This window comes from Micromonospora sp. WMMD736, assembly GCF_049179015.1.
Classification (GTDB): Bacteria; Actinomycetota; Actinomycetes; order Mycobacteriales; family Micromonosporaceae; genus Micromonospora.
In genome coordinates this window covers 435,174-456,593 of record NZ_JBMHMI010000001.1, presented here as the reverse complement: position 1 = coordinate 456,593, position 21,420 = coordinate 435,174, and the positions used below count along the sequence as shown (strand labels likewise).

23 protein-coding genes, 1 pseudogene and 1 riboswitch are annotated in these 21,420 nt (G+C 73.1%); of the genes and pseudogenes, 17 read left to right on the top strand and 7 right to left on the bottom strand.

The window, feature by feature from the left end; genetic code table 11:
- Positions 1-6: 6 nt before the first annotated feature.
- A complete protein-coding gene (locus ACN269_RS01810; RefSeq protein WP_421470676.1) occupies positions 7-639 on the bottom strand; it encodes a hypothetical protein in 633 nt (210 codons plus the stop codon).
- A 158-nt stretch (positions 640-797) separates the two neighbouring features.
- Between ACN269_RS01810 and ACN269_RS01805 the strand changes: the two genes are divergently transcribed.
- From ACN269_RS01805 to ACN269_RS01795, 3 genes are all read left to right on the top strand, one after another.
- Positions 798-1,901, top strand: coding sequence for a hypothetical protein (locus tag ACN269_RS01805; protein ID WP_421470675.1), 1,104 nt, complete (start codon positions 798-800; stop codon positions 1,899-1,901).
- A 76-nt stretch (positions 1,902-1,977) separates the two neighbouring features.
- Complete coding sequence (locus ACN269_RS01800) at positions 1,978-2,841, top strand: pentapeptide repeat-containing protein (protein ID WP_421470674.1); 864 nt, start codon at positions 1,978-1,980, stop codon at positions 2,839-2,841.
- Positions 2,842-3,000: 159 nt separating this feature from the next.
- Positions 3,001-3,243: a preprotein translocase YidC gene (locus ACN269_RS01795; RefSeq protein WP_421470673.1), complete on the top strand. Its 243-nt coding sequence runs from the start codon at positions 3,001-3,003 to the stop codon at positions 3,241-3,243.
- On the opposite strand, the gene rnhA is transcribed toward ACN269_RS01795, so the two are convergent.
- Positions 3,240-3,704, bottom strand: coding sequence for a ribonuclease HI (rnhA, locus tag ACN269_RS01790; RefSeq protein ID WP_421470672.1), 465 nt, complete (start codon positions 3,702-3,704; stop codon positions 3,240-3,242). The two genes, ACN269_RS01795 and rnhA, sit on opposite strands and share 4 nt — an antisense overlap.
- Positions 3,705-3,787: 83 nt before the next feature.
- Between rnhA and ACN269_RS01785 the strand changes: the two genes are divergently transcribed.
- Positions 3,788-4,516 carry a tyrosine-protein phosphatase gene (locus ACN269_RS01785; RefSeq protein ID WP_421470671.1) on the top strand — a complete coding sequence of 243 codons (729 nt, stop codon included), beginning with the start codon at positions 3,788-3,790 and terminating at the stop codon, positions 4,514-4,516.
- 47 nt (positions 4,517-4,563) lie between these two features.
- Positions 4,564-5,673, top strand: coding sequence for a serine hydrolase domain-containing protein (locus tag ACN269_RS01780; protein WP_421470670.1), 1,110 nt, complete (start codon positions 4,564-4,566; stop codon positions 5,671-5,673).
- A 13-nt stretch (positions 5,674-5,686) separates the two neighbouring features.
- On the opposite strand, the pseudogene ACN269_RS01775 reads toward ACN269_RS01780, so the two are convergent.
- A pseudogene (locus tag ACN269_RS01775) lies at positions 5,687-6,950 on the bottom strand (lycopene cyclase family protein).
- A 284-nt stretch (positions 6,951-7,234) separates the two neighbouring features.
- On the opposite strand from ACN269_RS01775, the gene ACN269_RS01770 reads away from it, so the two are divergent.
- A complete protein-coding gene (locus ACN269_RS01770) occupies positions 7,235-7,729 on the top strand; it encodes a hypothetical protein (RefSeq protein ID WP_421470669.1) in 495 nt (164 codons plus the stop codon).
- Positions 7,730-7,817: 88 nt separating this feature from the next.
- Positions 7,818-8,432: a class F sortase gene (locus tag ACN269_RS01765; RefSeq protein WP_421470668.1), complete on the top strand. Its 615-nt coding sequence runs from the start codon at positions 7,818-7,820 to the stop codon at positions 8,430-8,432.
- Positions 8,433-8,460: 28 nt separating this feature from the next.
- On the opposite strand, the gene ACN269_RS01760 is transcribed toward ACN269_RS01765, so the two are convergent.
- Positions 8,461-9,168 (bottom strand): MBL fold metallo-hydrolase, encoded by a 708-nt coding sequence (locus ACN269_RS01760; protein ID WP_421470667.1) that lies wholly within the window; start codon positions 9,166-9,168, stop codon positions 8,461-8,463.
- 96 nt (positions 9,169-9,264) lie between these two features.
- On the opposite strand from ACN269_RS01760, the gene ACN269_RS01755 reads away from it, so the two are divergent.
- The 3 genes from ACN269_RS01755 to ACN269_RS01745 all read left to right on the top strand — a co-directional run bounded on the left by ACN269_RS01755 (position 9,265) and on the right by ACN269_RS01745 (position 11,006).
- Positions 9,265-9,684, top strand: coding sequence for a YchJ family protein (locus tag ACN269_RS01755; protein ID WP_421470666.1), 420 nt, complete (start codon positions 9,265-9,267; stop codon positions 9,682-9,684).
- Between the two features lie 201 nt (positions 9,685-9,885).
- Entirely contained in the window at positions 9,886-10,623 is a 738-nt protein-coding gene (locus ACN269_RS01750; protein WP_421470665.1) for a hypothetical protein, read from the top strand.
- The gene (locus ACN269_RS01745; RefSeq protein ID WP_421470664.1) at positions 10,620-11,006 is read left to right on the top strand and encodes a VOC family protein; all 387 of its coding nucleotides are present in this window, start codon (positions 10,620-10,622) and stop codon (positions 11,004-11,006) included. Before ACN269_RS01750 ends, ACN269_RS01745 begins: the two co-directional genes overlap by 4 nt.
- A 50-nt stretch (positions 11,007-11,056) precedes the next feature.
- Here ACN269_RS01745 and ACN269_RS01740 read toward each other — a convergent pair whose 3' ends face one another.
- Both ACN269_RS01740 and ACN269_RS01735 read right to left on the bottom strand, forming a co-directional pair.
- Positions 11,057-12,388 (bottom strand): MFS transporter, encoded by a 1,332-nt coding sequence (locus ACN269_RS01740; protein WP_421470663.1) that lies wholly within the window; start codon positions 12,386-12,388, stop codon positions 11,057-11,059.
- Positions 12,389-12,627: 239 nt separating this feature from the next.
- On the bottom strand, positions 12,628-13,755 hold the full coding sequence (locus ACN269_RS01735; protein WP_421470662.1) for a mechanosensitive ion channel family protein: 1,128 nt from the start codon (positions 13,753-13,755) through the stop codon (positions 12,628-12,630).
- 172 nt (positions 13,756-13,927) lie between these two features.
- Here ACN269_RS01735 and ACN269_RS01730 point away from each other — a divergent pair, with 172 nt between their 5' ends.
- The 6 genes from ACN269_RS01730 (at position 13,928) to ACN269_RS01705 (ending at position 19,741) form a co-directional block, all read left to right on the top strand.
- Positions 13,928-15,058: a peptidoglycan-binding protein gene (locus ACN269_RS01730; protein WP_421470661.1), complete on the top strand. Its 1,131-nt coding sequence runs from the start codon at positions 13,928-13,930 to the stop codon at positions 15,056-15,058.
- A gap of 78 nt (positions 15,059-15,136) precedes the next feature.
- Entirely contained in the window at positions 15,137-16,711 is a 1,575-nt protein-coding gene (locus tag ACN269_RS01725; RefSeq protein ID WP_421470660.1) for a glutamate synthase-related protein, read from the top strand.
- Positions 16,712-17,106: 395 nt separating this feature from the next.
- Positions 17,107-17,817, top strand: coding sequence for a GNAT family N-acetyltransferase (locus ACN269_RS01720; protein WP_421470659.1), 711 nt, complete (start codon positions 17,107-17,109; stop codon positions 17,815-17,817).
- A gap of 69 nt (positions 17,818-17,886) precedes the next feature.
- Entirely contained in the window at positions 17,887-18,324 is a 438-nt protein-coding gene (locus ACN269_RS01715) for a VOC family protein (RefSeq protein ID WP_421476162.1), read from the top strand.
- Positions 18,325-18,381: 57 nt separating this feature from the next.
- The gene (locus ACN269_RS01710; RefSeq protein WP_421470658.1) at positions 18,382-19,281 is read left to right on the top strand and encodes a DNA polymerase IV; all 900 of its coding nucleotides are present in this window, start codon (positions 18,382-18,384) and stop codon (positions 19,279-19,281) included.
- A gap of 103 nt (positions 19,282-19,384) precedes the next feature.
- Positions 19,385-19,741, top strand: coding sequence for a hypothetical protein (locus ACN269_RS01705; protein WP_421470657.1), 357 nt, complete (start codon positions 19,385-19,387; stop codon positions 19,739-19,741).
- Positions 19,742-19,816: 75 nt separating this feature from the next.
- On the opposite strand, the gene ACN269_RS01700 is transcribed toward ACN269_RS01705, so the two are convergent.
- Positions 19,817-20,482: a transglycosylase family protein gene (locus ACN269_RS01700; protein WP_421470656.1), complete on the bottom strand. Its 666-nt coding sequence runs from the start codon at positions 20,480-20,482 to the stop codon at positions 19,817-19,819.
- A riboswitch (cyclic di-AMP (ydaO/yuaA leader) is annotated at positions 20,482-20,649 on the bottom strand. It overlaps the preceding gene by 1 nt.
- 270 nt (positions 20,650-20,919) lie before the next feature.
- Here ACN269_RS01700 and ACN269_RS01695 point away from each other — a divergent pair.
- A complete protein-coding gene (locus ACN269_RS01695) occupies positions 20,920-21,408 on the top strand; it encodes a peptidoglycan-binding domain-containing protein (protein WP_421470655.1) in 489 nt (162 codons plus the stop codon).
- The last annotated feature ends 12 nt before the right edge of the window (positions 21,409-21,420 follow it).

The window sequence follows — 21,420 nt, the reverse complement described above, 5'->3', positions numbered from 1 at the left end:
CCTCGCTCACCGGCGACGACCGGCGCCGGATCTGGTGTTACGGCCCCTCGACATGCCGACGATGTAGAGGAACTGCGCTCCGAACGCCGCGAGCGCGACCGCCACCCCGGCGACGACCATCAGCCAGTGCCAGCCGCCGACCATGCCGAGCACCAGAGCGACGGCCGACCCGACCAGCGCCGCGTTGACCGCGCCCACGAGCGCGGCCGTGGTGAGCAGGAACTCCCAGCGCCCCGACCGGATGCCCACCAGCATCCGGGCCGCCTCCGCGCTGTCCTCGGACGCCACCGCGTCGGCGAAGAAGTCGTGCTCGCTGGCGAGACGGTGGTGGTAGTAGGCACGGATGCGCTGGATCCGCTTCATGTCCAGCGAGTTCTCCACGGTGGTCTCCACCAGCCGCAGGAAGGTCAGCAACCCGATGATCACCAGGATCGGCAGCACCGCGCCCAGATAGGGCCGGACCACCCGGTCGTTGCCGGCGGCGAAGCCGAGACCGATCAGGGCCGCCGACAGCACGGACAGGAAGATGGTGGCGCGGCCGGTGGCCTCGTCGATCGTGCCGGCTCGGGACGTCTGCAGCGCGTAGTGCTCGGTGTTCAGGACACTCAACAGCGCCTTCTCGCGTTCCGCGTCGTCCACCCCGTCACCTTCCGCGCTCGCCTGACTCCGATACCGTCACCCTACGAGTGGCACGACGGCCCCGACCGACGAAACCGGACGGTCACGAACGGGACAGCGAGCGGCAAAGCCGGCCCGTATCCTCCGCATCTCGGTGGGCCATGACGGAAGGGGACCGGATGCCCGAGTGGGCGGGGCGGAGCGGAGGTCGCGGCCGACAGCGACGCGCCGTCGTGGTCGGTGGGCCGTTGCTCGGTATCGCGCTCGTGATGCTGCTGGCCGCCTGGCGCAGCACCGGCTTCCTCAGCGACCTGCTGCTCAACCTCGGCTCCAGCGTCGTGCTCGCGGCGATCTCGTACGTCATTTTCGACCCGCTGTTCGAAGAGGCCCGCAGGGCCCGGGTGCAGGAACACCTGAGCTTCGACCAGGCGGCGTTCGTGACCCGGCTGCGCCGCTGCACGCGGCGGGTCCGCATTCTCGACACCTGGACGATCCTGCTGGAGCAGCGGCACCGCGAGGAGACCTTCGACGCCGTACGCGCGGCGCTCGGCAACGGCGCCCACGTCCAGCTGCTCCTGCTCGACCCCGACTGCACCGCCGCGCAGCAACGCTCCGAGGAGTTGGAACGGCAGCGGGTGGACGTGCCGCGCCAGATCCGTACCAACCTGCGGCACCTGGCCGCGTTCGCCGACACCCTCGATCCGGCGGTGCGGCACCGGTTGCAGGTACGGCTCTACGACGCGTCCCCGTCGATCCAGCTCTACCAGTGGGACAGCCGGGCGCTGATCTCGTTCTTCCCGATCGGGAAGCTGTCGTTCAACGTGCCCCAGCTGGAGGTGGACATGGACAGCCCGTGGGGCGGTTTCGTACACGCCCGGTTCGAGGAGTTGTGGGAGCACCAGCGGGAGACCTCGAACCTGGACCAGTACTGGTCGGTGACCGTGACGCTGCGCCACGAGGACTCCGACGTGGTCGAGGTGCAGGTGCCCTACGTGACGGTCCAGGGGCAGCACTACGTCGACTGCCGGGCGTTCCGGGTGACCGGCCCGCTGACCGTACGCGCCGTACTGCCGCCCCGCCCGGGCGCGACGCCCGCGGTGTTCGCGCTGGCCGAGCCGGCCGAAGGGGACCCCACGCCGGCTACCGTCGTGGCCCGGCACTTCGACCAGAAGTACGGGCACGGCGACGGGCAGCGGGCGGTACGCCGGCTGGTGCCCGCGCCGGACGGTCCGCGTACCCCCGTTCCGCGCGCCGCGGCGGCCGGCGACCCGCACGGAGGGTGACCCCGCGTCGGCCCCTCGGGGTGCCGCGCGGGACACTGGTGACCACCGCGTACCACGACCAGAGGGAGTACCGGCCGTGCCGCCCAGCCCCGGGCCGACGCCGCTGCGCGCCGACTGTGCGCGCTGCTTCGGGTTGTGCTGCGTGGTTCCGGCCTTCGCCGCGTCGGCGGACTTCGCCATCGACAAGCCCGCCGGCCGCGCCTGCCCGAACCTGCGCCCGGACCACCGCTGCGGCATCCACACCGAGCTGCGGGAGCGCGGGTTCGCGGGCTGCACCGTCTTCGACTGCTTCGGCGCCGGCCAGCAGGTCGCGCAGGTCACCTTCGGTGGGCGGGACTGGCGGGACGCCCCGGAGACCCTGCCGGCGATGGCCGAGGCGTTCCGGGTGCTGCGCCCGTTGCACGAACTGCTCTGGTACCTCACCGAGGCGCTGTCGCTGGGCCCGTCGGCCGAGCTGCGCGCCGAGCTGGACCGCGCCCGCGACGAGGTCACCGGGCTCACCGAGGGAGAGCTGACGCGTCTGCGGACCGTGGACGTCGACGCGCACCGGGCCCGGGTCAACCCGCTGCTGTCGCGCGCCAGCGACGCGGCGCGCGCTCCCGGAGGCCTCGACCGGCGGGGCGTTCACCTCCTCGGCGTCGACATGCGCCGGACGGACCTGCGCCGGGCCAACCTGCGCGGCGCGCTGCTGATCGGCGCCGACCTGCGCGGCGTGGACCTCGCCCTGGCCGACGTCACGGGTGCGGACCTGCGCGGCGCCGACCTGCGTGGGGCCGACCTACGCGAGACGCTGTTCCTGCACCAGGCGCAGCTCGACGCCGCGCGCGGCGACGCTCGCACGGTCCTGCCGGCGACGCTGACCAGGCCGGCGCACTGGACGACGCTCGCGCTCACACCGGTGCGCGCCCCCGCCGCGGGCCGCCGGGGTCGGCGACGCTGACGACGGTACGGGTCCGGCGTCGACCGGCGGACCACGCGGCTGCCGAACGCCACGGTCGGCCCGGTCGCCCGACCGGCGGCTGCCGCCGGACGAGGTTTCGCAGGTGACGACGCCGGGTAGCCACCGCCGACGCGGACCGGCAGCGACGGGAGGCACGGCGTGGGCTACCGAAAGCGCGACGGTGAGCTGCCGGGCGACCCGCAGCACAGCGAGGACGAGGCCGGCCAGGTGCCGTTGGTACAGGTCGAGGCGGACACCGAGGTTCCCGCGCCGGCCGACACCGACGAACGGCCGGACATCGTGACCGAGGGCGACAACTCGGGTGTCGCCGGCGGGTCGTCCGGCAGCAGTGGCGGCGGGTCGAGCCTGCCGGGGCACCCCGACGCGACCCGCCGGGGCTAGCGGGTCGTCAGCGCCGCGCGGGCCTCGGTCATGCCCTTGTTGGCCAGACCGTCCGCGCGCTCGTTCTCGGGGTGACCGTTGTGCCCCTTGACCCACAGCCAGGTGACCTCGTGGCGCTCGCAGGCGGCCTCCAACCGCTGCCACAGGTCGGCGTTCTTCACCGGCTGCTTGGCGGCGGTACGCCAGCCGTTGCGCTTCCACGACGCCAGCCAGCTCGTGATGCCGTTGCGCACGTACGTGCTGTCGGTGTGCAACTCGACGGTGACCGGCCGGTTCAGGCTCTCCAACGCCTGGATGGCCGCCATCAGCTCCATCCGGTTGTTGGTCGTCGGCGTGGCCTCCCCGCCGCACAACTCGCGCTCGTGGTCGCCGTAACGCAGCAACGCCCCCCAGCCGCCCGGCCCGGGGTTGCCGCTGCACGCCCCGTCGGTCCAGATCTGCACGCCCCTGCCCTCCGCCATGGCAGGCAACCTACCGGGCGACGACCACGCGACGAGCTGTCGGGGGCCGCCACGCCGGGACCGGAGGCGCTAGGGTCTGCCGGATGGACCGGCACGTCGCGTTCGACCGTCTGCACAACTTCCGCGACCTCGGTGGTTACCGCGCCGACGACGGGCGTACGGTCCGCTGGCGGCTGCTCTACCGCTCGGACTCGCTCGGCAAGCTGGCGGGCGCCGACCTGGACCGGTTCCACACCCTCGGTGTCGGCACCGTGATCGACCTGCGGTATCCGTGGGAGATCGCCGCACGGGGGCGAGCGCCCCAGATCGACGGCCTGGCCTGGCACAACCTGAGCATCGAGCACCGCCCCTACGACCAGGCGACGATCGACCCGGAGCTCGATCCGTGGCGCTACCTCGCCGACCGGTACGCCGAGGTGGCCGAGGACGGGGTCGTCGAGCTGCGGCAGGCGTTGGAGGTGATCGCCGCCGCCGACGCTCCGCTGCTCTTCCACTGCGCGTCCGGCAAGGACCGCACCGGCCTGCTGGCCGCGCTGTTGCTGGCCCTGCTGGGCGTCGACGAGGACCAGATCGCCGCCGACTTCGCACGCACCGAGCTGGCCACCGAGCGTCTCATCGCCGACTGGCGGGCCCTCAATCCGGACCGTGAGCTGCTCTGGCCCGGGTACGGTCGCGCGCCCGAGGCCGTCATCCGGCACGTCCTGGCCGACCTGAGCGCCGCGTACGGGTCGGTGGTCGGCTACGCCACCGACCGGCTCGGGGTGGACGAGGCGTTGACCGACCGGCTGCGTGAGCGCCTCCTCACCCACTGAGGAAAATCGCGCGCCCTGCGCGGTCCGATCTGTCAGAGTCGTTCGCCGTGAACGGCAACTGGGAGGGCCTGCGGGCCGACGTACGGCGCACGACCGAAGGCCTGATCGCCAGCGGGCGGGAATCCGGGGTGCAGGTCGCCGCGTACCTGCACGGGTCGCCGATCCTGGACGTGCACGTGGGGAGCGCCGACCGGGCCACCGGCCGGGCACTCGGCGGTGACACGCCGATCTGGAGCGTCTCCACCGGCAAGGCCCTCACCGCGACCGTGGTGCACGTGCTGGCCGAGCGGGGCGAGCTGACCTACGACCTGCGGATCGCCGAGGTGTGGCCGGAGTTCGGCGCGCACGGCAAGGAGCGGATCACCCTGCGGCACGCGCTCACCCACACCGCCGGTGTCCCCGTCCTACCGGCGGACGTGACACCGGAGGACTTCGCCGACTGGGACCGGATGTGCGCGATCGTGGCCGACGCCGAGCCGATCGCTCCGCCCGGCGCGGTGAAGGCGTACCACGCGTGGACCTTCGGTTGGCTCGTGGGTGAGGTGGTCCGTCGGGTGACCGGCCGGCACGTTTCGCAGGTGCTCGCCGAGGACGTGGCCGGGCCCCTCGGGGTGGCCGACGAGCTGTACCTCGCCGTGCCGGCCGCCGACCTGGACCGGCTGGCCCGGGTCGAGGACCGCAACCTGGCGGCGCTGTTCGACTACGCGAGCGCCAACCTGCCGCACTTCGACCGGGTCGCCCCGCCCGGGGTCCGGCCGGGCGCGCAGGTCGGCAGCCGGGCCGACGTCCTCACCGCCGAGGTGCCGGCGACCGGCACCATGACCGCCCGCGCGGCGGCGCGGATGCTCGCCGCGCTGATCGGCGAGGTGGACGGCGTACGGCTCATCTCGCCGGCACGGGTGCGGGAGGCGACGACGCCGGACGGGCCGCCGGGGCCGGAGTGGGTGTTCGGGCAGGAGACGACGTGGGGCCTCGGGTACTCGCTGGACGACGACGGCTCGTTCGGCGCGGCCGGCAGCGGCGGCAGCCTCGCCTACGCGTACCCGGAGCTGGGACTGACGGTCGCGGCGACGAAGACCCTGCTGGGGGCCGGTGACGGCGACCCGATGGAGGACCTGCGGGTGCTGATCCGCGACACGGTGTCGGCCCGGCGCTGACCGGGGGCCCGGCTCAGGTTTCGGGGTCGGCACAGGGCCGGGGCGGGCCGCCCACCACGGCCGCCGGGATGGTCGGCGCGGGTCGGGCGGGTCGCAGGCGGTCGCGGACGCGGTGCGCCGCGTCGCCGACGGTGGCCGCCATCATCGGCCCGAGCCGGGTCGAGTTCATGATCGCGATCTCCTCGGCCGGGGTGGTGACGCCGTCGAGGAACCGCAGCACCCGCTCGGCGGCGTTGCGGTCGAAGAGGCGGTCGAAGAAGTCGGGACCGCCGACGCCGCCGCTGTCCAGCGCCCGCAGCGCCACCGCGTCCATCCAGCGGTGCCGGGCCGGGTAGGCGGGCGCCGGAACGGGAGGACGGCCGGCGGCGAGCGCGCGGGCGACCTGGTCGGCCTGTCGGTGCATCGCCGAGAAGGTGAAGCCGGTCGAGGGTCGGGTCGCCCCGCCGGCCGTGCCGAGGCGGACGACGCGGGACGAGGGCCGGGCCGGGAACGGCGCGTCGGTCATCGGGATCACCCCGTTCTCGACCTCGCGGACGCGCAGCCCGTCCGGGTCGAGCCCGAGCAGGTCGCGGTAGCCGGCCAGTGCCGTGTCGTACCCGGCGTCGGTGAGCAGGTCGGGCGAGAACTCGGTGTACTCGACCAGGGCGTACCGGTCGCTCACCGGGAGCACGTAGCCGAAGGAGACGCCCCGGGCCGGCTGCCGGGTACGGAAGTCCATGAGGACCGCCCGGCGCGGGTCGAACACCGGCCGGTCGGCCTCCAGCCACCAGCCACGGAAGTGCTGCAACCAGGTCGTCCGCCCCGCGCGGGCCGGTGGCCGGGGGCGGGAGTCGAGCGCCCAGCCGGCCCGGATCTCGCGCCCGTCGCCGGTGCGCACGATCACCCCGGTCCCGTCGTCGCGGACCACGTGGGCGGGTGCCGCGATCCGCGTCGCGTCCAGCCGGCGCTCGGCCTCGGCAGCCCGGTCGTAGACCGGGCCGGAGCGGAGCATGGCGTACCGCAGGGGGGTCAGGTCCAGGACGCGACGCCGCGCGGGCGTGACCACCTCGACCTGGTGCCAGCTCGCGCTGAGCAGCGGGTCGAGGTCGCTGTCGGGGTGGCCCCAGAACGCCCAGGTGCGGTCCTGGCCGCGCCGACGAACCGGGTCGACGACGGCGATCCGCAGATCGCGGACGTCGTGCCGGTCGAGCGCGGCGAGCACCAACGAAGCAGCGCCCCCGCCCCCCACCAGCACAAGATCAACCTCGAGGTGGCTCACCCGCACCACGCTGCCACACCTCCCCGCCACGGCATCCCTCGCACCGCGATCTTGCAGTTGCTGCGGCGACATACAGGGCATGGCACACGTCTCGGCGACCGAAAGTGCAAGATCGGCGCAATCTTGTCGGCCCGCACCAGGACCCGCCTTCGGGTGGACACGTGACGGCAACGAAGGTTTCTCATTTTCACCTGATCGGGGTGCCAACCCACCTAGTGTTGGGCACACCGGTGCTAGTCACGGAGTTGGCCACCCGAACGACGTCCCACGCAGTCAGCGGACGAAAAGTGAGGGAAGACGCGTATGAAGGTCTCAACAGCACTCTGCTCGGCGGCGCTTGGCGTGGGTCTCGGCACGCTTCTGCTGCCGGGTGCCGCACTGGCCGACACCGTCGTGTCGCCGGCCACCACCCCGGTCGGAGGAACCGTCGTGCTCACCGCGACGACCTGCAACCCGAAGTCGGGTGACGTCATCTTCCGGGTCACCGGACCCAACCGCGACCAGAACGTCCGATCCACCACGGCCGCCGCGGGCGGCGGGCTCAGCGCCGAACTGTTCACCGCCGGGTTCACCCTGGGCACGTACACGGTGGCCGCGACCTGCGGCGACGGCAGCTCGGCGGGCAGCGCCACCTTCACCGTCACCCCGATCGGAGGTGCCCCGGCCGGCTCCGGCGGCGACAGCCGGAACGGACGCGACACGGGGGCGCTCGCCGCCGGGGGCACCCTGCTCGGCACGGCCGCTGCGGGCGCCGCGCTGCTGGTACGCCGACGCCGCCCGGTGTCGACCGTCGCCTGACCGGCGACCGCTCCATCCCTTGAGGACGGGTGCCCGTACCGGCGACACCGGCACGGGCACCCGACCATCGGCGTACGGAGGTGAACACGTGTGGTGGCGGCGGCGAACCCTGGTGGCGGTGGTCGCCCTGCTCGGCGTGTCCGGTCTCGGTCTGATCACCGTCGGCCTCACCGCCGACCCGGCACGGCCACCCGGGCCATCGGCTGACGCGCCGACCCGCACCCGGCCCGCGCCGGACCTGGCGCCGCTGCCCCGCGCCGCGCCCGTCCGGGTGCAGATACCCGCCATCGACGTACGCGCCGAGATCGTCCCCGTCGGCGCGGACACCGCCGGGGTGCTGGAGGTTCCCCCGCTGGACAAGCCCACCCTCGCCGGCTGGTACCGGCACGGGGTGAGCCCCGGCGAGACCGGCAACGCGGTCCTGGTGGGACACGTCGACTCCCCGGCCGGCCCGGCGGTCTTCTTCGACCTCGGACGCCTGCGCGCCGGCCAGGAGATCCGGGTCACCCGGGCCGACGCGCGGGTCGCCACGTTCACCGTGGACGGTGTCCACGCGTACCCCAAGGACCGCTTCCCCAGCGGCCTGGTCTACGGTCCGGCGAACGTCGCCGGGCTACGCCTGATCACCTGCGGCGGACGCTTCGACGACGCGACCGGCAACTACGTGGACAACATCGTCGTCTTCGCCACCCGCACCGCCTGAGGTGAGCCGACTGGAGAGGGGCAGCGGATCAACGGCGGGCCAGGAAGGCGCGGATCCGTTCGCGGGGACGTTCGGTCAGCTCCGGGCCGTGGGTGAACGCCGCGATGTCGTACTCCAGCTCCCCGAACACGTGGGCGGTCTGCCGCGTCATGCGGTAGTCGCTGCACAACAGCTTCGGGGCCCAGCGCACGCCGAGCACGTTGAACAGCGCGTCGCCGGTGATCAGCAGTCGGGTCGGCTCGTGCAGCAGCGACACGTGACCGGGCGAGTGCCCGGGGGTGTGCACCACCCGCAGGCCACCGCCGACGTCGAGCACGTCCCCGTCGGCGAGCGGTTGCGCCACCCGTACGGCCGGAAACTTACCGCCGGCCACCCGGGTGAAGAACCGGCCGCCGGTCACCGCCGGGTCGACGGGCGGGTTGTGGCCGCCCTCGGCGTACGGGACGTCGGCGGCGTGCGCGGCGACCGGCGCGCCGGTACGGCGGGACATCTCGGCCGCCCCGCCCGCGTGGTCGGGGTGCGCGTGGGTGAGCACGATGCGGGTGACGTCCGCCGGCGTCTTGCCCATCGCGGCCAGCCCGGCCACGATCCGGGCCGGGGCCTTGGCCAGCCCGCAGTCGACGAGCGTCACGCTGCCGTCGTCGTCCACGAAGGCGTACGAGTTGACGGCCGAGCGTCCCACGGTGGGGATGCGCCAGACGTTCGGGGCGAGCGACACCGCCGGGGAACGCGTCATGCCGGGGAGTCTAGGGACGGTCGTCAACCGTCACTACCCGTCGACGACCGGGCGGCCGCTCGCCGGGGCCGCCGGGTGGTGCGCAAGGATGACCTGATGGGCAAAGCGGGACGAGGCCGGCGGGCGAACGCGACGAGCGGCGGGCTCTGCCCGTGCGGCACCGGTCGGGCGTACGCCGACTGCTGCGCCCCGGTGCACGGCGGCACGACCGAGGCGTCGACCGCCGAGGCGTTGATGCGCTCCCGGTTCAGCGCCTTCGCGCGGGGCGACACCGCGTACCTGCTGCACAGTTGGCACTCGTCGACCCGGCCGGAGCGGCTGGAGCTGGACCCGACCCAACGGTGGACGCGGCTGGAGATCGTCGAGACCGAACGAGGCGGCCTGCTCGACGCCGCCGGCACCGTGACGTTCCACGCCCACTACCGGTCGGCCGGTCGACCGGGCACGCTGACCGAACGCAGCCGCTTCGTCCGCGAGGACGGCCGCTGGGTGTACGTCGACGGCGACCAGCTCTGACGACTGCGCGGACGGTCGATGGGGGCGTACGATGACGGTGGCGTAGTCCTACGCCGCACCTCCCTCCCGGCGCTCACGCCGCCGGCCAAGCGGAGGCAAAGGGGGCCCGGCGCCCTCGGGACGTGGTGCCACATGCCCCACTCCGGCGGGGTCGGCGGGAGCGTGAGTCCCGGTGACCGTGCCGTTGACCGGGAGCATGTGATGACCGAGCAGAAATCGTTCAAGACCCGGGTCCGCGCCCGGATGGCGAAGACCGGCGAGAGCTACACCACCGCCCGCCGGCACCTGATCGATCGGGCCGCCGCACCGGCCCCCTCTCCGGCGTCCGCCGCGGCACCGACCGAACGGGCTTCCGACGCACCTGCGTCGCCCGCCGCCACACAGACCGAGCGGATCGCCGACGATCTCCTTCGCGACCGGACCGGCCAGGGCTGGGCGGACTGGTTCGCCGTGCTCGACACCGCGTCCGCCGCCGAGCGGACCCACACCGAGATCGCCCGCCTGCTGGTAGCCGAGTACGAGGTGCCGGGATGGTGGGCGCAGACCATCACCGTCGGGTACGAGCAGGCCCGCGGCCTGCGTTCGCCAGGCCAACGGCGCGGCGGCGGCTTCGAGGCCAGCGCCAGCCGGACGGTGGCGGTGCCGGCGGCGCGGTTGTTCGAGGCTGTCGCCGACGAGACGGTACGCGCCCGTTGGCTACCCGACGTCGAGGTGCGCGTCCGCACCGCCACCGCGCCGCGCAGCTTCCGGGCCGACTGGGCCGGCGGACCCACCCGGATCGTCGTCGGCTTCGACGCGGTCGGCGAGTCGAAGACCCGGATCAACGTCGTGCACGAGAAATTGACCGGAGCCGAGCAGGCCGCCGAGTTCAAGGCGTACTGGCGCGAACGGCTCACCGCGTTGAAGGTGCTGCTCGAGTCGAACGGAGACGCCCGATGACCATCACGTTCGTCAACCTGCCGGTGCGCGACCTGAGCAGCGCCGCCGAGTTCTACCGGGCGCTCGGTTTCGGCACCGACCCGGCCGGGTCGGCCGGGGACAGCAGGACGCTCAGCGTCTCCGACGGCACCCGGCTCGTGCTGCACGCACGCGCGGCCTTCGAGGCGTACACCGGGGTCGCCGCAACGGACACGACGGCCAGCCGGGAGGTCATCGTGGGGTTGTCGGCGCAGAGCCGGGAGCAGGTCGACGACCTGGTCGACCGGGCGGTGGCCGCCGGGGGCGAGTCGCTGGGCCCGGGGTTCGCGAACGGCCCGATGTACATGCGCGGTTTCCGGGACCCGGACGGCCACCAGTGGTCGTTCCTGCACTTCGCGGATTGAGCGGACGCCTCGACGGCGGGAGCGCACCCACCCGCCGTCGGGCCGCGCCCTCAGCCCGGGCCGCGGGCGGCCGCCGCGGCGACACCACCACGCACGGCCGCGGCGCGCCGACGGCGGATCAGCAGCAGCGCCATGACGAGGTACGCCCCGCCGGCCACCGCGAACGCGACCGCGTTGCCGGCCACCGTGGCGACCAGCCCGTACCCGGCGTACGTCCCGATGATCAGCACGTCGGTGAGCATCCCGGCCAGCGAGGTGACGGTGGCCCGGCTGCCGCCGGTGATCCGGGCCTGTAGGCGCGCGTCGGCGAGCACGGTGGCCAGTTGCGCGGCGGCGAACGCCACCGCGAGCAGCACGAAACCGGCCGGATGCCGGACGAGTGCGCCCCCGGCCAGGGCTACCGCGACCAGCGCCAGCAGCGCGGCGTAGCCGCGACGGCCGAGCCGTTCGCCCACCGGGGCGAGCAGCCCACCCACGGTCACGCCGGCCCACAGCAGCAGGAGCAGCAGTGGCACCGCCCGCGCGCCGACGCCGGTGTCCAGGGCCAGCAGCGGCGTGTACTCGTCCAGCGCCCCCCAGTCGGCGGCCACCACGGCGACCAGCAGCACGGCGGCTCGCACCGGTGGCCGGGTGCGAACCTGCCGCACACCGGCCCGCAGTGTCTCTGACCAGGTCAGCTCGTCGTCGTGGTCGTGCTGATCGTCCTGGTCGTCCGGGCTGGACGGCGCGACAGGCGACGCGGCGTCGTCCGGCGACGCGGCGGACGGCGTGACGAGCGGTGGCGTGACGGGCGGCCGGCGGTGCTCGGGGAACCGGGTGGCGACGGTCGCGGCGAGCAGGCAGGCGAGTACGCTGCCCGCACCGACCGCCGGGTACCCACCCACGGCGAACACCGGGCCGGCGAGGACCCCGGTGACCACCACGCCGAGCACACCCGCCGTACGCGCGCGGCCGAGCACGCGGGCGTACCGGTCGCTGGCGTCGAGGCGGGCCAGCTCGGTCCAGACCAGCGCCTCCAGCGCGCCGGAGACCAACGCCCCACCCGCGCCCCAGAGCAGGAACCCGACCGCGAAGGCCGGGTATGACGGGAGCAGCACCCAGAGCGCGAAGCCGGCGGCGGTCACCAGTGGGGCGAGGCACAGCAGCAGCCGTCGGGACACCACGTCGGCCCACGCGCCGGACGGCACCTCGAACAGGATGCCGGCGGCCGACCAGAGAACGAACAGCGACGAGATCTGCCCCACCGACAGGCCGGTGTCGGCGAAGAGCACCACGTACAGCGGATAGAGCAGCACGAGGTCACTGAGGAACGCGTACCCGTAGAGGGTCGCCGAGAGGCGGCGCACCGCCGGGTCGGGCACGCGCGAGGCGAGATGGATCATGAGGCCTTCCCGTGGGAGTGGAGACGGACACCGGACGTGCGGTGCCCGTGGCGGCCCACGGATGCGGCCTACGGGGCGGGATCAATGTCGCCAGGTCATGTCGGCGATGCTAGACCGGCTGCGCCGATACCGGCCAGGCTTTTCGACGGCCGGGCCTCGCGACGGCCGGGCCTAATGCGGCGCGGGGCGGGATCCCGATCGATCCCGCCCCGCTGACCCGTCGCTCGGCCCGACCCGGCTCAGCGCCGCTCGGGGTCCACCGGCGGGATGACCGTCGTGGCCGCACTGTCGTCGCTGGTGCGCTGGCCGGGCACCGCGCCACCGCTGATCACCTGGGTCGTGTCGGCGTCCCGGTGGGGACCCACCACCTGCGTCGTGTCCGCGTCGGACGGCCGGGTGACCACCTGCGTCACCTCGGGGTCGGACTGGCGGGGGGTCACCTGCGTGACGTCCGCGTCGGACGGGCGGGTCACGACCTGCGTGGCGTCGGGGTCGGACTGGCGGGGGGTCACCTGCGTGGTGTCCGCATCCGACGAAAGGGTCGTCACCGACGTGTTACCCGACTCGAAGGGGTGGCCCACGGCCGACGTGCGGTCCGCGTCGGCGCGGGCGGCGGCCGACCGGGCCGCTTTGGCCTCAGCTCGGGCGGCTTCGGCTTCGGCCTCGGCGCGGGAGGCGCGGTAGGCACGGGCGTGGGTGGCGATCAGGTGCGACTCCTGCTCGGCGCGGGTCAGCCACGACTCCCAGCGGCTCTGCATCGGACGGATGAGGCCACCACCGACTCCGACCACGAGGATGCCGCCGACGGTGGCCAGCACGGCGATCAGCACCGGGGTGGTGACCGCGGTGGCCACGCCGATCTGGTTCAGCGCGGCGATGACGCCCAGGGCGAGGATGAACACCGAGGTGATACCGGCCAGCGCCCGACCGTACGACAGTCCACCGAGCGCGCCGCCGATGATGTCCTTGACGGCGTTGGCGATGGCGGCGGCGACCACGACGATGACGATCGCGACGAAGGCGCGGGGCAACCAGGCGACCACGGCGGTGATGAGGTCGGAGATCGGGTTGGGCCCCCAGATGCCGAAGGCGAGCTGGAGGGTGAGTAGCAGCACCGCGTAGTACACGAGCTTCGCGACGATGTCGCTGGCGTCGTACCGGGAGCGGTTGAGGGCCCGGCGGATGCCGCCGCGCTCGACGGCCCGGTCGAAGCCGACCCGTTCGAGGACCTTCTCCACGATCTTCAACACGGCCTTGGCGATGAGCCATCCGGCCACCAGGATCGCCACGAAGGCGACGGCCTTGGGCAGGAAGAGCATCACCGAGCGGAGGGCGTCACCCACCGCGTCGCTGACGTTGTCACTCATATGGTCATTCCTTATGGGGCAGCGGGATGTTCCGCCCCGACCTACCCCCACCAGCGGACACGGAAACGCGTCCGGCTCTGGCGCACGAGCAGTTCTGGCAATATTCTCCGTGATGCGTGCGGCCATTGGAGCTACTTTTCACCCCCCGCCGTCGGCCGCAGAGGGAGTTGTCATGCACGTCGAGCATTCCGAAGTGGACCGCCGGACACTGCTGCGCGCCGGTCTCGGCGCGGCCACGGTCGCCGTCGTCGGAAGCGAACTCGCCTTCTCGGGCGCGGCACAGGCCGCCCCCGGCACGGACCTGGACTGGATCATCAGCTGTGACGAGTGGGGTGCCCGCCCACCGGCGGACCCGCTGTCGGTCAGCGCCATCGCCACCAACAAGATCATCGTGCACCACATGGCGTTCCCGAACGTCACCGACTACTCCCGGGAGCAGGCGGTCAAGCTGGCCCACGACTGCCAGGACCTGCACATGGACGGCAACGGCTGGTCCGACACCGGCCAGCACTTCACGGTGAGCCGGGGCGGCTACGTGCTGGAGGGCCGCCGGGGCAGCCTGGACCGCCTCGAGGCCGGCGACCGGCAGATGACCGCGGCCCACTGCCCGGGTGAGAACGGTCGGGCCATCGGCATCGAGAACGAGGGCACCTACGTCACCGAGACCCCGCCGCAGGCGCTGACCGACTCGCTGGTCAAGCTCTGCGTGGCGATCTGCCGACAGTACGGCCTGCACGCGTACGACATCTTCGGCCACTGGGACTTCCGCACGACCGACTGCCCGGGCGCGGCCTTCTACCGGCAGTTCCCGGAGCTGCGGCGGCGCGTGCACGCCACCCTCGGCACCCCGCTCGGTGACGTGCCGGCCCGCCGCTGGCCCGACCTGTGGCGGTTCGTCAACTCGCCGTCGGTCCGGGTGGTGCAGCACCTGTTGGCCTTCCGCGGCTACGCCGTGACGGTCAGCGGCACGTTCGACGCCGCGACGGTGGCCGCCGTGCAGGACTGGCAGGCCCGCAACGGCATCGCCGTGGACGTGGACGCCACACTGACGACGCCCACCTGGGAGACCCTGGCGCCGGAGTTGGACCAGCACGCCGTCGGCGCGCCCGTCACGGCCGTCCAGGAGATCCTCGCGACCAAGGGGTACGCCGTCACCGCCACCGGGGCGTACGACCACGCCACCCGCCGGGCGGTGCAGGACGTACAGGCGCTGCACGGGCTGCCCCGCGACGGCAAGCTCAGCACGAGCACCTGGTGCGTGCTCGTCGGCGGCATGGTCCGCCAGTCGTTCAAACGCCACTGATGTGCGGCCCGGAGGCGGCCCGGGTCAGCCCGCGCCGCCTCCGGTTTGGCCGACCGTCCGTGCGGAAAGATTGCGGGCATGACCTGGGCCCGTCGAGCCGTACCCACCGTTGCCGCCGCTGTCGCGGCCCTCGCCGCGCGCGACCTGATCCAGCGCGACCACGCGCTGCTGCGCAACTTCCCGGTGCTGGGCCGCGCCCGGTACCTGCTGGAGGCGATCGGGCCGGAGTTGCGGCAGTACATCGTGGCGGGCAACAACGAGGAGCGCCCGTTCACCCGGGACCAGCGCCGCTGGGTGTACGCGTCCGCCAAGCAGGAGAACAATTACTTCGGCTTCGGTACGGACAACGACATCGAGTTCACGCCCGGGTACCCGATCATCAAGCACCGCACGTTCGGCCGGGCCGTGCCTCCGTCGTCGCCGACGGCCGGGCACGACGTCCGACTGCCGTGCGCGAAGGTGCTCGGCGCGGCCCGGGGTCGGGCACGCGCGTTCCGGCCGGGTTCGGTGGTCAACATCTCCGGGATGAGCTTCGGCTCGCTCTCCGGCAATGCCATCACCGCGTTGAACAAGGGCGCCGCCCTCGCCGGATGCCTGCAGAACACCGGCGAGGGAGGCCTGTCGCCGTACCACCGCAACGGCGGTGAGCTGGTCTTCCAGCTCGGTACGGCGTACTTCGGCTGCCGCGACGAACACGGCCGGTTCAGCCTCGACCGGCTCAAGGACCTCGTGGCCGGCGCTCCCGTGCGCGCCTTGGAGATCAAGCTGAGCCAGGGGGCGAAGCCGAGCCTCGGCGGCCTGCTCCCCGGAGCGAAGGTGTCCGCCGAGATCGCGGCGACCAGGGGCATCCCGGCCGGGCGGGACTGCGTGAGCCCTTCGCGGCATGCCGAGTTCTCCGACTGCGACAGCCTGCTGGACTGGGTGGAGCTGCTGGCCGCGGAGACGGGCCTGCCGGTGGGCATCAAGTCGGCGGTCGGCGACCTGGGCTTCTGGCAGGAGCTGGCCGGCCTGATGCGCGACACGGGCCGGGGCGTCGACTTCGTGACGGTCGACGGCGGCGAAGGCGGCACCGGCGCCGCGCCGCTGATCTTCACCGATTCGGTGTCGCTCCCCTTCCAACAGGGCTTCTCCCGGGTCTACAAGGTCTTCGCGGAGCACGACCTGCACGAGCGGGTGGTGTTCGTCGGCAGCGGCAAGCTCGGGCTGCCGGACAACGCCGTGGTGGCGTTCGCCCTCGGCTGCGACATGGTCAACGTGGGCCGGGAGGCGATGCTGTCGATCGGCTGCATCCAGGCGCAGAAGTGCCACACCGACACCTGTCCCACCGGTGTGGCGACACAGAACGCGTGGCTGGCCCGGGGCCTCGACCCGACGCTCAAGTCCGTCCGGGCGGCCAACTACCTGGCGACCCTGCGTCGCGACCTGACCAAGGTCGCCGAGGCCTGCGGCGTGGAACACCCCGGCCTGATCGGCACGGACGCCGTGGAGATCCTGGACGGCCGCACCGGCTCCACCCCACTGCACGAGGTGTACGGGTACCAGCCACACTGGGGCCTGCCCTCCCCCGCCGACCAGCAGGAGATCATCCGGCTGATGACCCCGGAGGCGCCCCAGGGCGGCAGCGCCCCGCCGTCACCCACCGCCGTCGGCTGATCCCGCCCACGACCCACCGCCCGCCGCCACGACCCACCGACGCGCGGCCCCACCGCCGCGCGGCCCCACCGCCGCGCGGCCCCACCGCCGCGCGGCCCCACCGCCCGCAGCCCGCAGCCCACCGCCACCGTCCAGGACCCACGGCCCGCCGCCAGCGCCACGGCCCACCCCCAAAGGGCCCACCGCCCCGCCGCCCGCCCGCACACAGCTCAAAGAGCTTGATGCCTGTGAGTCATCAAGATGACTCACAGGCATCAAGCTCTTCGTGGTGGGTCCGTCCCGAGCCCGCTGCGGTGCCGTCCGACGCCGCCCGGAGGAGCGGGTCCCCGCCCGGTCGTCCGCTGGCGTGCGAATAACTCGTGGAGCCACGCGCCCGACGTGCCTATGGTGTCGCGATGCTGATCAGACGCGAGACGTCCGCCGATGTCGACGCCATCCGTGCCGTGCACGCCGCGGCCTTCGCCGCCGCCGACCACGGCCCTGCCGACGAACCGGACCACGATCCGGGCCGCGATCCGGGCCGCGATCCGGGCCGCGATCCGGGCCGCGATCCGGACCACGAGACGGACCACGGGTCGGACCACGACCCCGGCGCCGAGACGGGCCACCGTTCGGAGCACGGGCCCCGCACCGACTCCGCCGAGAGCAGCGACGGCGGTCGCGACGGTCGCTTGCCGGTCGAGGCCACGCTGGTCGACGCGCTGCGTGCGGACGACGGGTGGCTGCCCGCGTACTCCCTGGTGGCGACCGATGCCGACGGCCTGGTGGTGGGTCATGTGGTGGCCACCCGCGCCCGCGTGGCGGGTGCGCCGGTGGCGTTGGGACTTGGGCCGCTCGGCGTGCTGCCCGGCTGGCAGCGGCGCGGCGTCGGCAGCGCCCTGATGCACGCGGTCCTCGGTGCCGCCGACGCCCGCGACGAACCGCTCGTGGTGTTGCTCGGGCATCCCGGGTACTACCCGCGTTTCGGGTTCCGGCCGGCGGTCGAACTGGGGGTCACCCCGCCGCAGCCGTGGGGCCCGCAGTACTTCATGGCCCGCCCGCTGACCGCGTGGCACGAGTCCATCCGGGGCGAGTTCCGCTACGCCCGCCCCTTCGACGACCTGTGACCCGATCCTGTCGGTCCATCGCGAGAGGATGGCGACATGACCGACCAGACCGGAAACGAGGAGACGGCCATGGCCCGTGAGGTGCAGATAACGTTCGACGCCGCCGACCCGGCCGCCCTGTCGGCGTTCTGGGCCGACACCCTCGGCTACGAGTTGCAGGGACCGCCGGGCGGCTTCGACTCGTGGGAGGCCGCGTTGGACGCGATGGGTGTGCCGCCGGAGCGCCGCAACGACGCGTCGGCGGTGGTCGACCCTGCCGGGGAGGGGCCACGTCTGTTCTTCCAGCGCGTGCCGGAGGGCAAGCAGGCGAAGAATCGCGTCCACCTCGACGTGCGGGCCGCGCCCGGGCTGACCGGCGACGACCGGATGGCGGCCCTGGAGGCGGAGGCCGACCGACTCGTCGCCCGGGGTGCCACGCGGCTCGCCCGACACGAGCCCGCTCCCCCGCTCGGCGCCGGCCACCTCGTGATGGCAGACCCGGAGGGCAACGAGTTCTGCCTCGACTGAGCGGGCGTTCTCCCAGCTCACTGCCGTTACGATCGGCCGCCATGCGAACATGTGTACGTGTCGTACGGCGCCCACATCCTGCACGCCGACCTGGACGCCTTCTACGCGTCGGTCGAGCAGCGTGACGACCCGCGCCTGCGCGGGCGGCCGGTGATCGTCGGCGGTGGCGTGGTGCTGGCCGCCAGCTACGAGGCGAAGGCGCGGGGTGTGCGCAGCGCCATGGGCGGTCAGCAGGCCCGACGGCTCTGCCCGGACGCCATCGTGGTGCCGCCCCGGATGTCGGCGTACACGCAGGCCAGCCGGCTCTGGGGGGTCGGTCCGGTCACCGCCGCGAAGCTGCGGGAACGCCGGATCCGTACCGTCGCGGACGTGGCCCGGCTCGGCGAGGCCGCGCTGGTGTCCCTGCTCGGAGCGGGCGCCGGCCGGCACCTGCACGCTCTCGCCCACAACCGCGATCCCCGGGCGGTGCAGGTGGGCCGTCGCCGGGGCTCGATGGGCGCGCAGCACGCGTTGGGGCGTACCCCCCATGCACCGGAGGAGTTGGACGCCATCCTGGCCAGCCTGGTCGACCGGGTCACCCGACGGATGCGGGCGGCCGGACGATCCGGACGCACCGTGGTGCTGCGGCTACGCTTCGGCGACTACACCCGCGTCACCCGCTCGCACACCGTACGCAAGGCGACCGCGGACACCACCGGGCTGCTCGCCGCCGCCCGGACGCTGCTGCGGGCCGCCCTGCCGGAGATCGAACGACGTGGTGTCACCCTGCTCGGCGTCTCGGTGGGCAACCTGGACGACAACCCGGTGCAGCCGGAGCTGCCGTTCCAGGCCGACACCGGGGCCGACCTGGACGCCGCCGTGGACGCGGTCCGCGACCGCTTCGGCTCGACGGCGCTGACCCGGGCGGTGCTGCTCGGCCGCGCTCCCGGGGTCGAGATGCCACTATTGCCGGACTAGAGCGTCCCGGTTGCTGCGACCGGAGACACATCACAGCAGGTCGGCGGTTTAGCCGACCGCACGCAGGTGAAGTCTTGAGGGGAAAGCCTGACGAGGGGGGCCCATGTCCGACGAGACCAGCAACCGACCGAGCCGTCGCGCCGAACGCCCGGACGACGTGACCGACCCGCTGCTCTGGCAGCTCGCGGTCGACGTGCTCGACGCCCACGAGGCCGACGACGAGGGTCGCTGCCGCAACCTCCAGTGTGCCGGCCAGTCCTGGCCGTGTGCGGCGCGTACGACCGCCGAGCAGTCGGTGCGACTGGCCCGCAGCACCCCCGACTCGGTCGAGATGACCATCGACGGTGGCGGGGCCGGCACCGGTTGGCCGGCCGAGGCGGCCGCGCCGGCGCAGCGCTGGGGCTGGAACAGCGACCCGATGGCCCGCCGCGAGGGGCGGACGGCCGCCTCGGCGGCGTGACCCGTCAGACGAGCACAGCGCCAGACGAACGAACGCTCGGCCGGTGACCCGGCCGAGCGTTCGTCTGTGCATCTGTCAGAGAGCGAGCCGCTGCCCCGGGAAGATCAGGCCCGGGTCCGCGCCAATCAGCTGACGGTTGCGCTCGTACAGGGCCTGCCAGCCGCCGCTGCGGGGGTGCCGCTCGGCGATCTCCGACAGGGTGTCCCCCGGCGCGACCACGTACGTGTCGCCGCTGGCTGCCGGGGTGGTCCGCTCATGACTGCGGGTAGCCGGCTGGTCGCCGTGCGACGACCGGTCCTTGCTGGAGGTGGACGTCGACTTGGAGCTCGACGTGGTCGACGACTTCCCGGTGGACTTCGTCGAGGAACCGCCCGACGACCCGCCCTTGCGGCCGCAGGTCGGCCATGCGCCGATGCCCTGCCCGTCGAGCACCTTCTCGGCGATCGCGATCTGCTCGCCACGGCTGGCCAGATCCGCGCGGGCGGCGTACTTCGTGCCGCCGTAGCCGGCCCAGGTGCCCTGGGAGAACTGCAACCCGCCGTAGTAGCCGTTCCCGGTGTTGATCTTCCAGTTGCCGCCGGACTCGCACTGGGCGATCGCGTCCCAGTTAACACCGGCCTGGGCCGGGGCAGCCGGGCCGAAGAGGGCGACGGCGCCGGTGACCGCGCCGACCGCCAGGGTGCCGACGGCGACGCGGCGGGTGGTGACCCGTCGATGACGGGGGGTGTACGCAGACGTCATGGATCGTTCCTCCACGCCGACGAGGTGAGCTGTCGGGTTCGGGCCGAGGAGCCCGGCCGCGCGTTGGCGGCTTCACCCCGAGGTGACATGCACCGAGGAACCTGGGTCCCCCGCTCCTGCCCGGGTTCTGTTTCCGACGACCGGGGGCAGGATTTGGCGTTGCCGGTCGCGGCGTCCACGGTGGCGGACCCGACCGACGGTAGGCACGGTCACGGACGGTCGCCCACCGCTTGTGAAGTTGTTCACCGGCTCACGCGGGGCGCTCCGACCAGCGGTTGCGGACGACGCCAACCTGTGCACCGACCATGATGGACCGTTTCCGATCAGGTCGGCCGCCACGGGTGGAATTGACGTTCGGGCAGGAAACCGTAGACAGCCGGTCGCGATGCTCTAGAGCGCATCGGGTCCATCCCGGACCCCGCACCCAGGAGGAACCCATGGCACTCCAGCAGAGTCGCACCGGCCGCCGCCGCGCCGCGGCCACCCTCGTCGCCGTACTGGCCGGCGTGGGCCTGACCCTGTCCACGCCGGCCGCCGCACAGGCGGCCAGCCCGTGCACCAGCCTGACCTTCTACCGGGTCGGCGGCTACCCGGGCGGGGCGGATATGCACGTGCCGACCGTCGGCTGGCAGACCGGGAACAAGAGCTGCTACCTCAGCTACGGCCACTCGAACTCGGCAGTGCTGGTGTTGCAGGAGGCGCTGAACAACTGCTACTCGCGGTCGCTCACCCTCGACGGCAACTACGGGTCGAAGACCCGCGAGGCCGTCCGGTACGCCCAGCACAAGATCAACGAAGACATCGTGTACGCGAACATCGCCGAGGACGGCGAGTACGGCCCGCAGACCCGCGCGTACATGGGCTTCGCGATCTTCGGGGTCAACGGCGGCCCGGTCATCCCCAACGTCTGCTACTACCCGGGCTGAACGCCAGCCACG

Excerpts from the sequence above, each read along its gene's own strand:
- ACN269_RS01805 (WP_421470675.1), top strand. The coding sequence starts at position 798 with ATGCCCGAGTGGGCGGGGCGGAGCGGAGGTCGCGGCCGACAGCGACGC.
- rnhA (WP_421470672.1), bottom strand. The coding sequence starts at position 3,704 with ATGGCGGAGGGCAGGGGCGTGCAGATCTGGACCGACGGGGCGTGCAGC.
- ACN269_RS01785 (WP_421470671.1), top strand. The coding sequence starts at position 3,788 with ATGGACCGGCACGTCGCGTTCGACCGTCTGCACAACTTCCGCGACCTC.
- ACN269_RS01770 (WP_421470669.1), top strand. The coding sequence starts at position 7,235 with ATGAAGGTCTCAACAGCACTCTGCTCGGCGGCGCTTGGCGTGGGTCTC.
- ACN269_RS01760 (WP_421470667.1), bottom strand. The coding sequence starts at position 9,168 with ATGACGCGTTCCCCGGCGGTGTCGCTCGCCCCGAACGTCTGGCGCATC.
- ACN269_RS01755 (WP_421470666.1), top strand. The coding sequence starts at position 9,265 with ATGGGCAAAGCGGGACGAGGCCGGCGGGCGAACGCGACGAGCGGCGGG.
- ACN269_RS01750 (WP_421470665.1), top strand. The coding sequence starts at position 9,886 with ATGACCGAGCAGAAATCGTTCAAGACCCGGGTCCGCGCCCGGATGGCG.
- ACN269_RS01745 (WP_421470664.1), top strand. The coding sequence starts at position 10,620 with ATGACCATCACGTTCGTCAACCTGCCGGTGCGCGACCTGAGCAGCGCC.
- ACN269_RS01740 (WP_421470663.1), bottom strand. The coding sequence starts at position 12,388 with ATGATCCATCTCGCCTCGCGCGTGCCCGACCCGGCGGTGCGCCGCCTC.
- ACN269_RS01735 (WP_421470662.1), bottom strand. The coding sequence starts at position 13,755 with ATGAGTGACAACGTCAGCGACGCGGTGGGTGACGCCCTCCGCTCGGTG.
- ACN269_RS01730 (WP_421470661.1), top strand. The coding sequence starts at position 13,928 with ATGCACGTCGAGCATTCCGAAGTGGACCGCCGGACACTGCTGCGCGCC.
- ACN269_RS01725 (WP_421470660.1), top strand. The coding sequence starts at position 15,137 with ATGACCTGGGCCCGTCGAGCCGTACCCACCGTTGCCGCCGCTGTCGCG.
- ACN269_RS01720 (WP_421470659.1), top strand. The coding sequence starts at position 17,107 with ATGCTGATCAGACGCGAGACGTCCGCCGATGTCGACGCCATCCGTGCC.
- ACN269_RS01715 (WP_421476162.1), top strand. The coding sequence starts at position 17,887 with ATGGCCCGTGAGGTGCAGATAACGTTCGACGCCGCCGACCCGGCCGCC.
- ACN269_RS01705 (WP_421470657.1), top strand. The coding sequence starts at position 19,385 with ATGTCCGACGAGACCAGCAACCGACCGAGCCGTCGCGCCGAACGCCCG.
- ACN269_RS01700 (WP_421470656.1), bottom strand. The coding sequence starts at position 20,482 with ATGACGTCTGCGTACACCCCCCGTCATCGACGGGTCACCACCCGCCGC.
- ACN269_RS01695 (WP_421470655.1), top strand. The coding sequence starts at position 20,920 with ATGGCACTCCAGCAGAGTCGCACCGGCCGCCGCCGCGCCGCGGCCACC.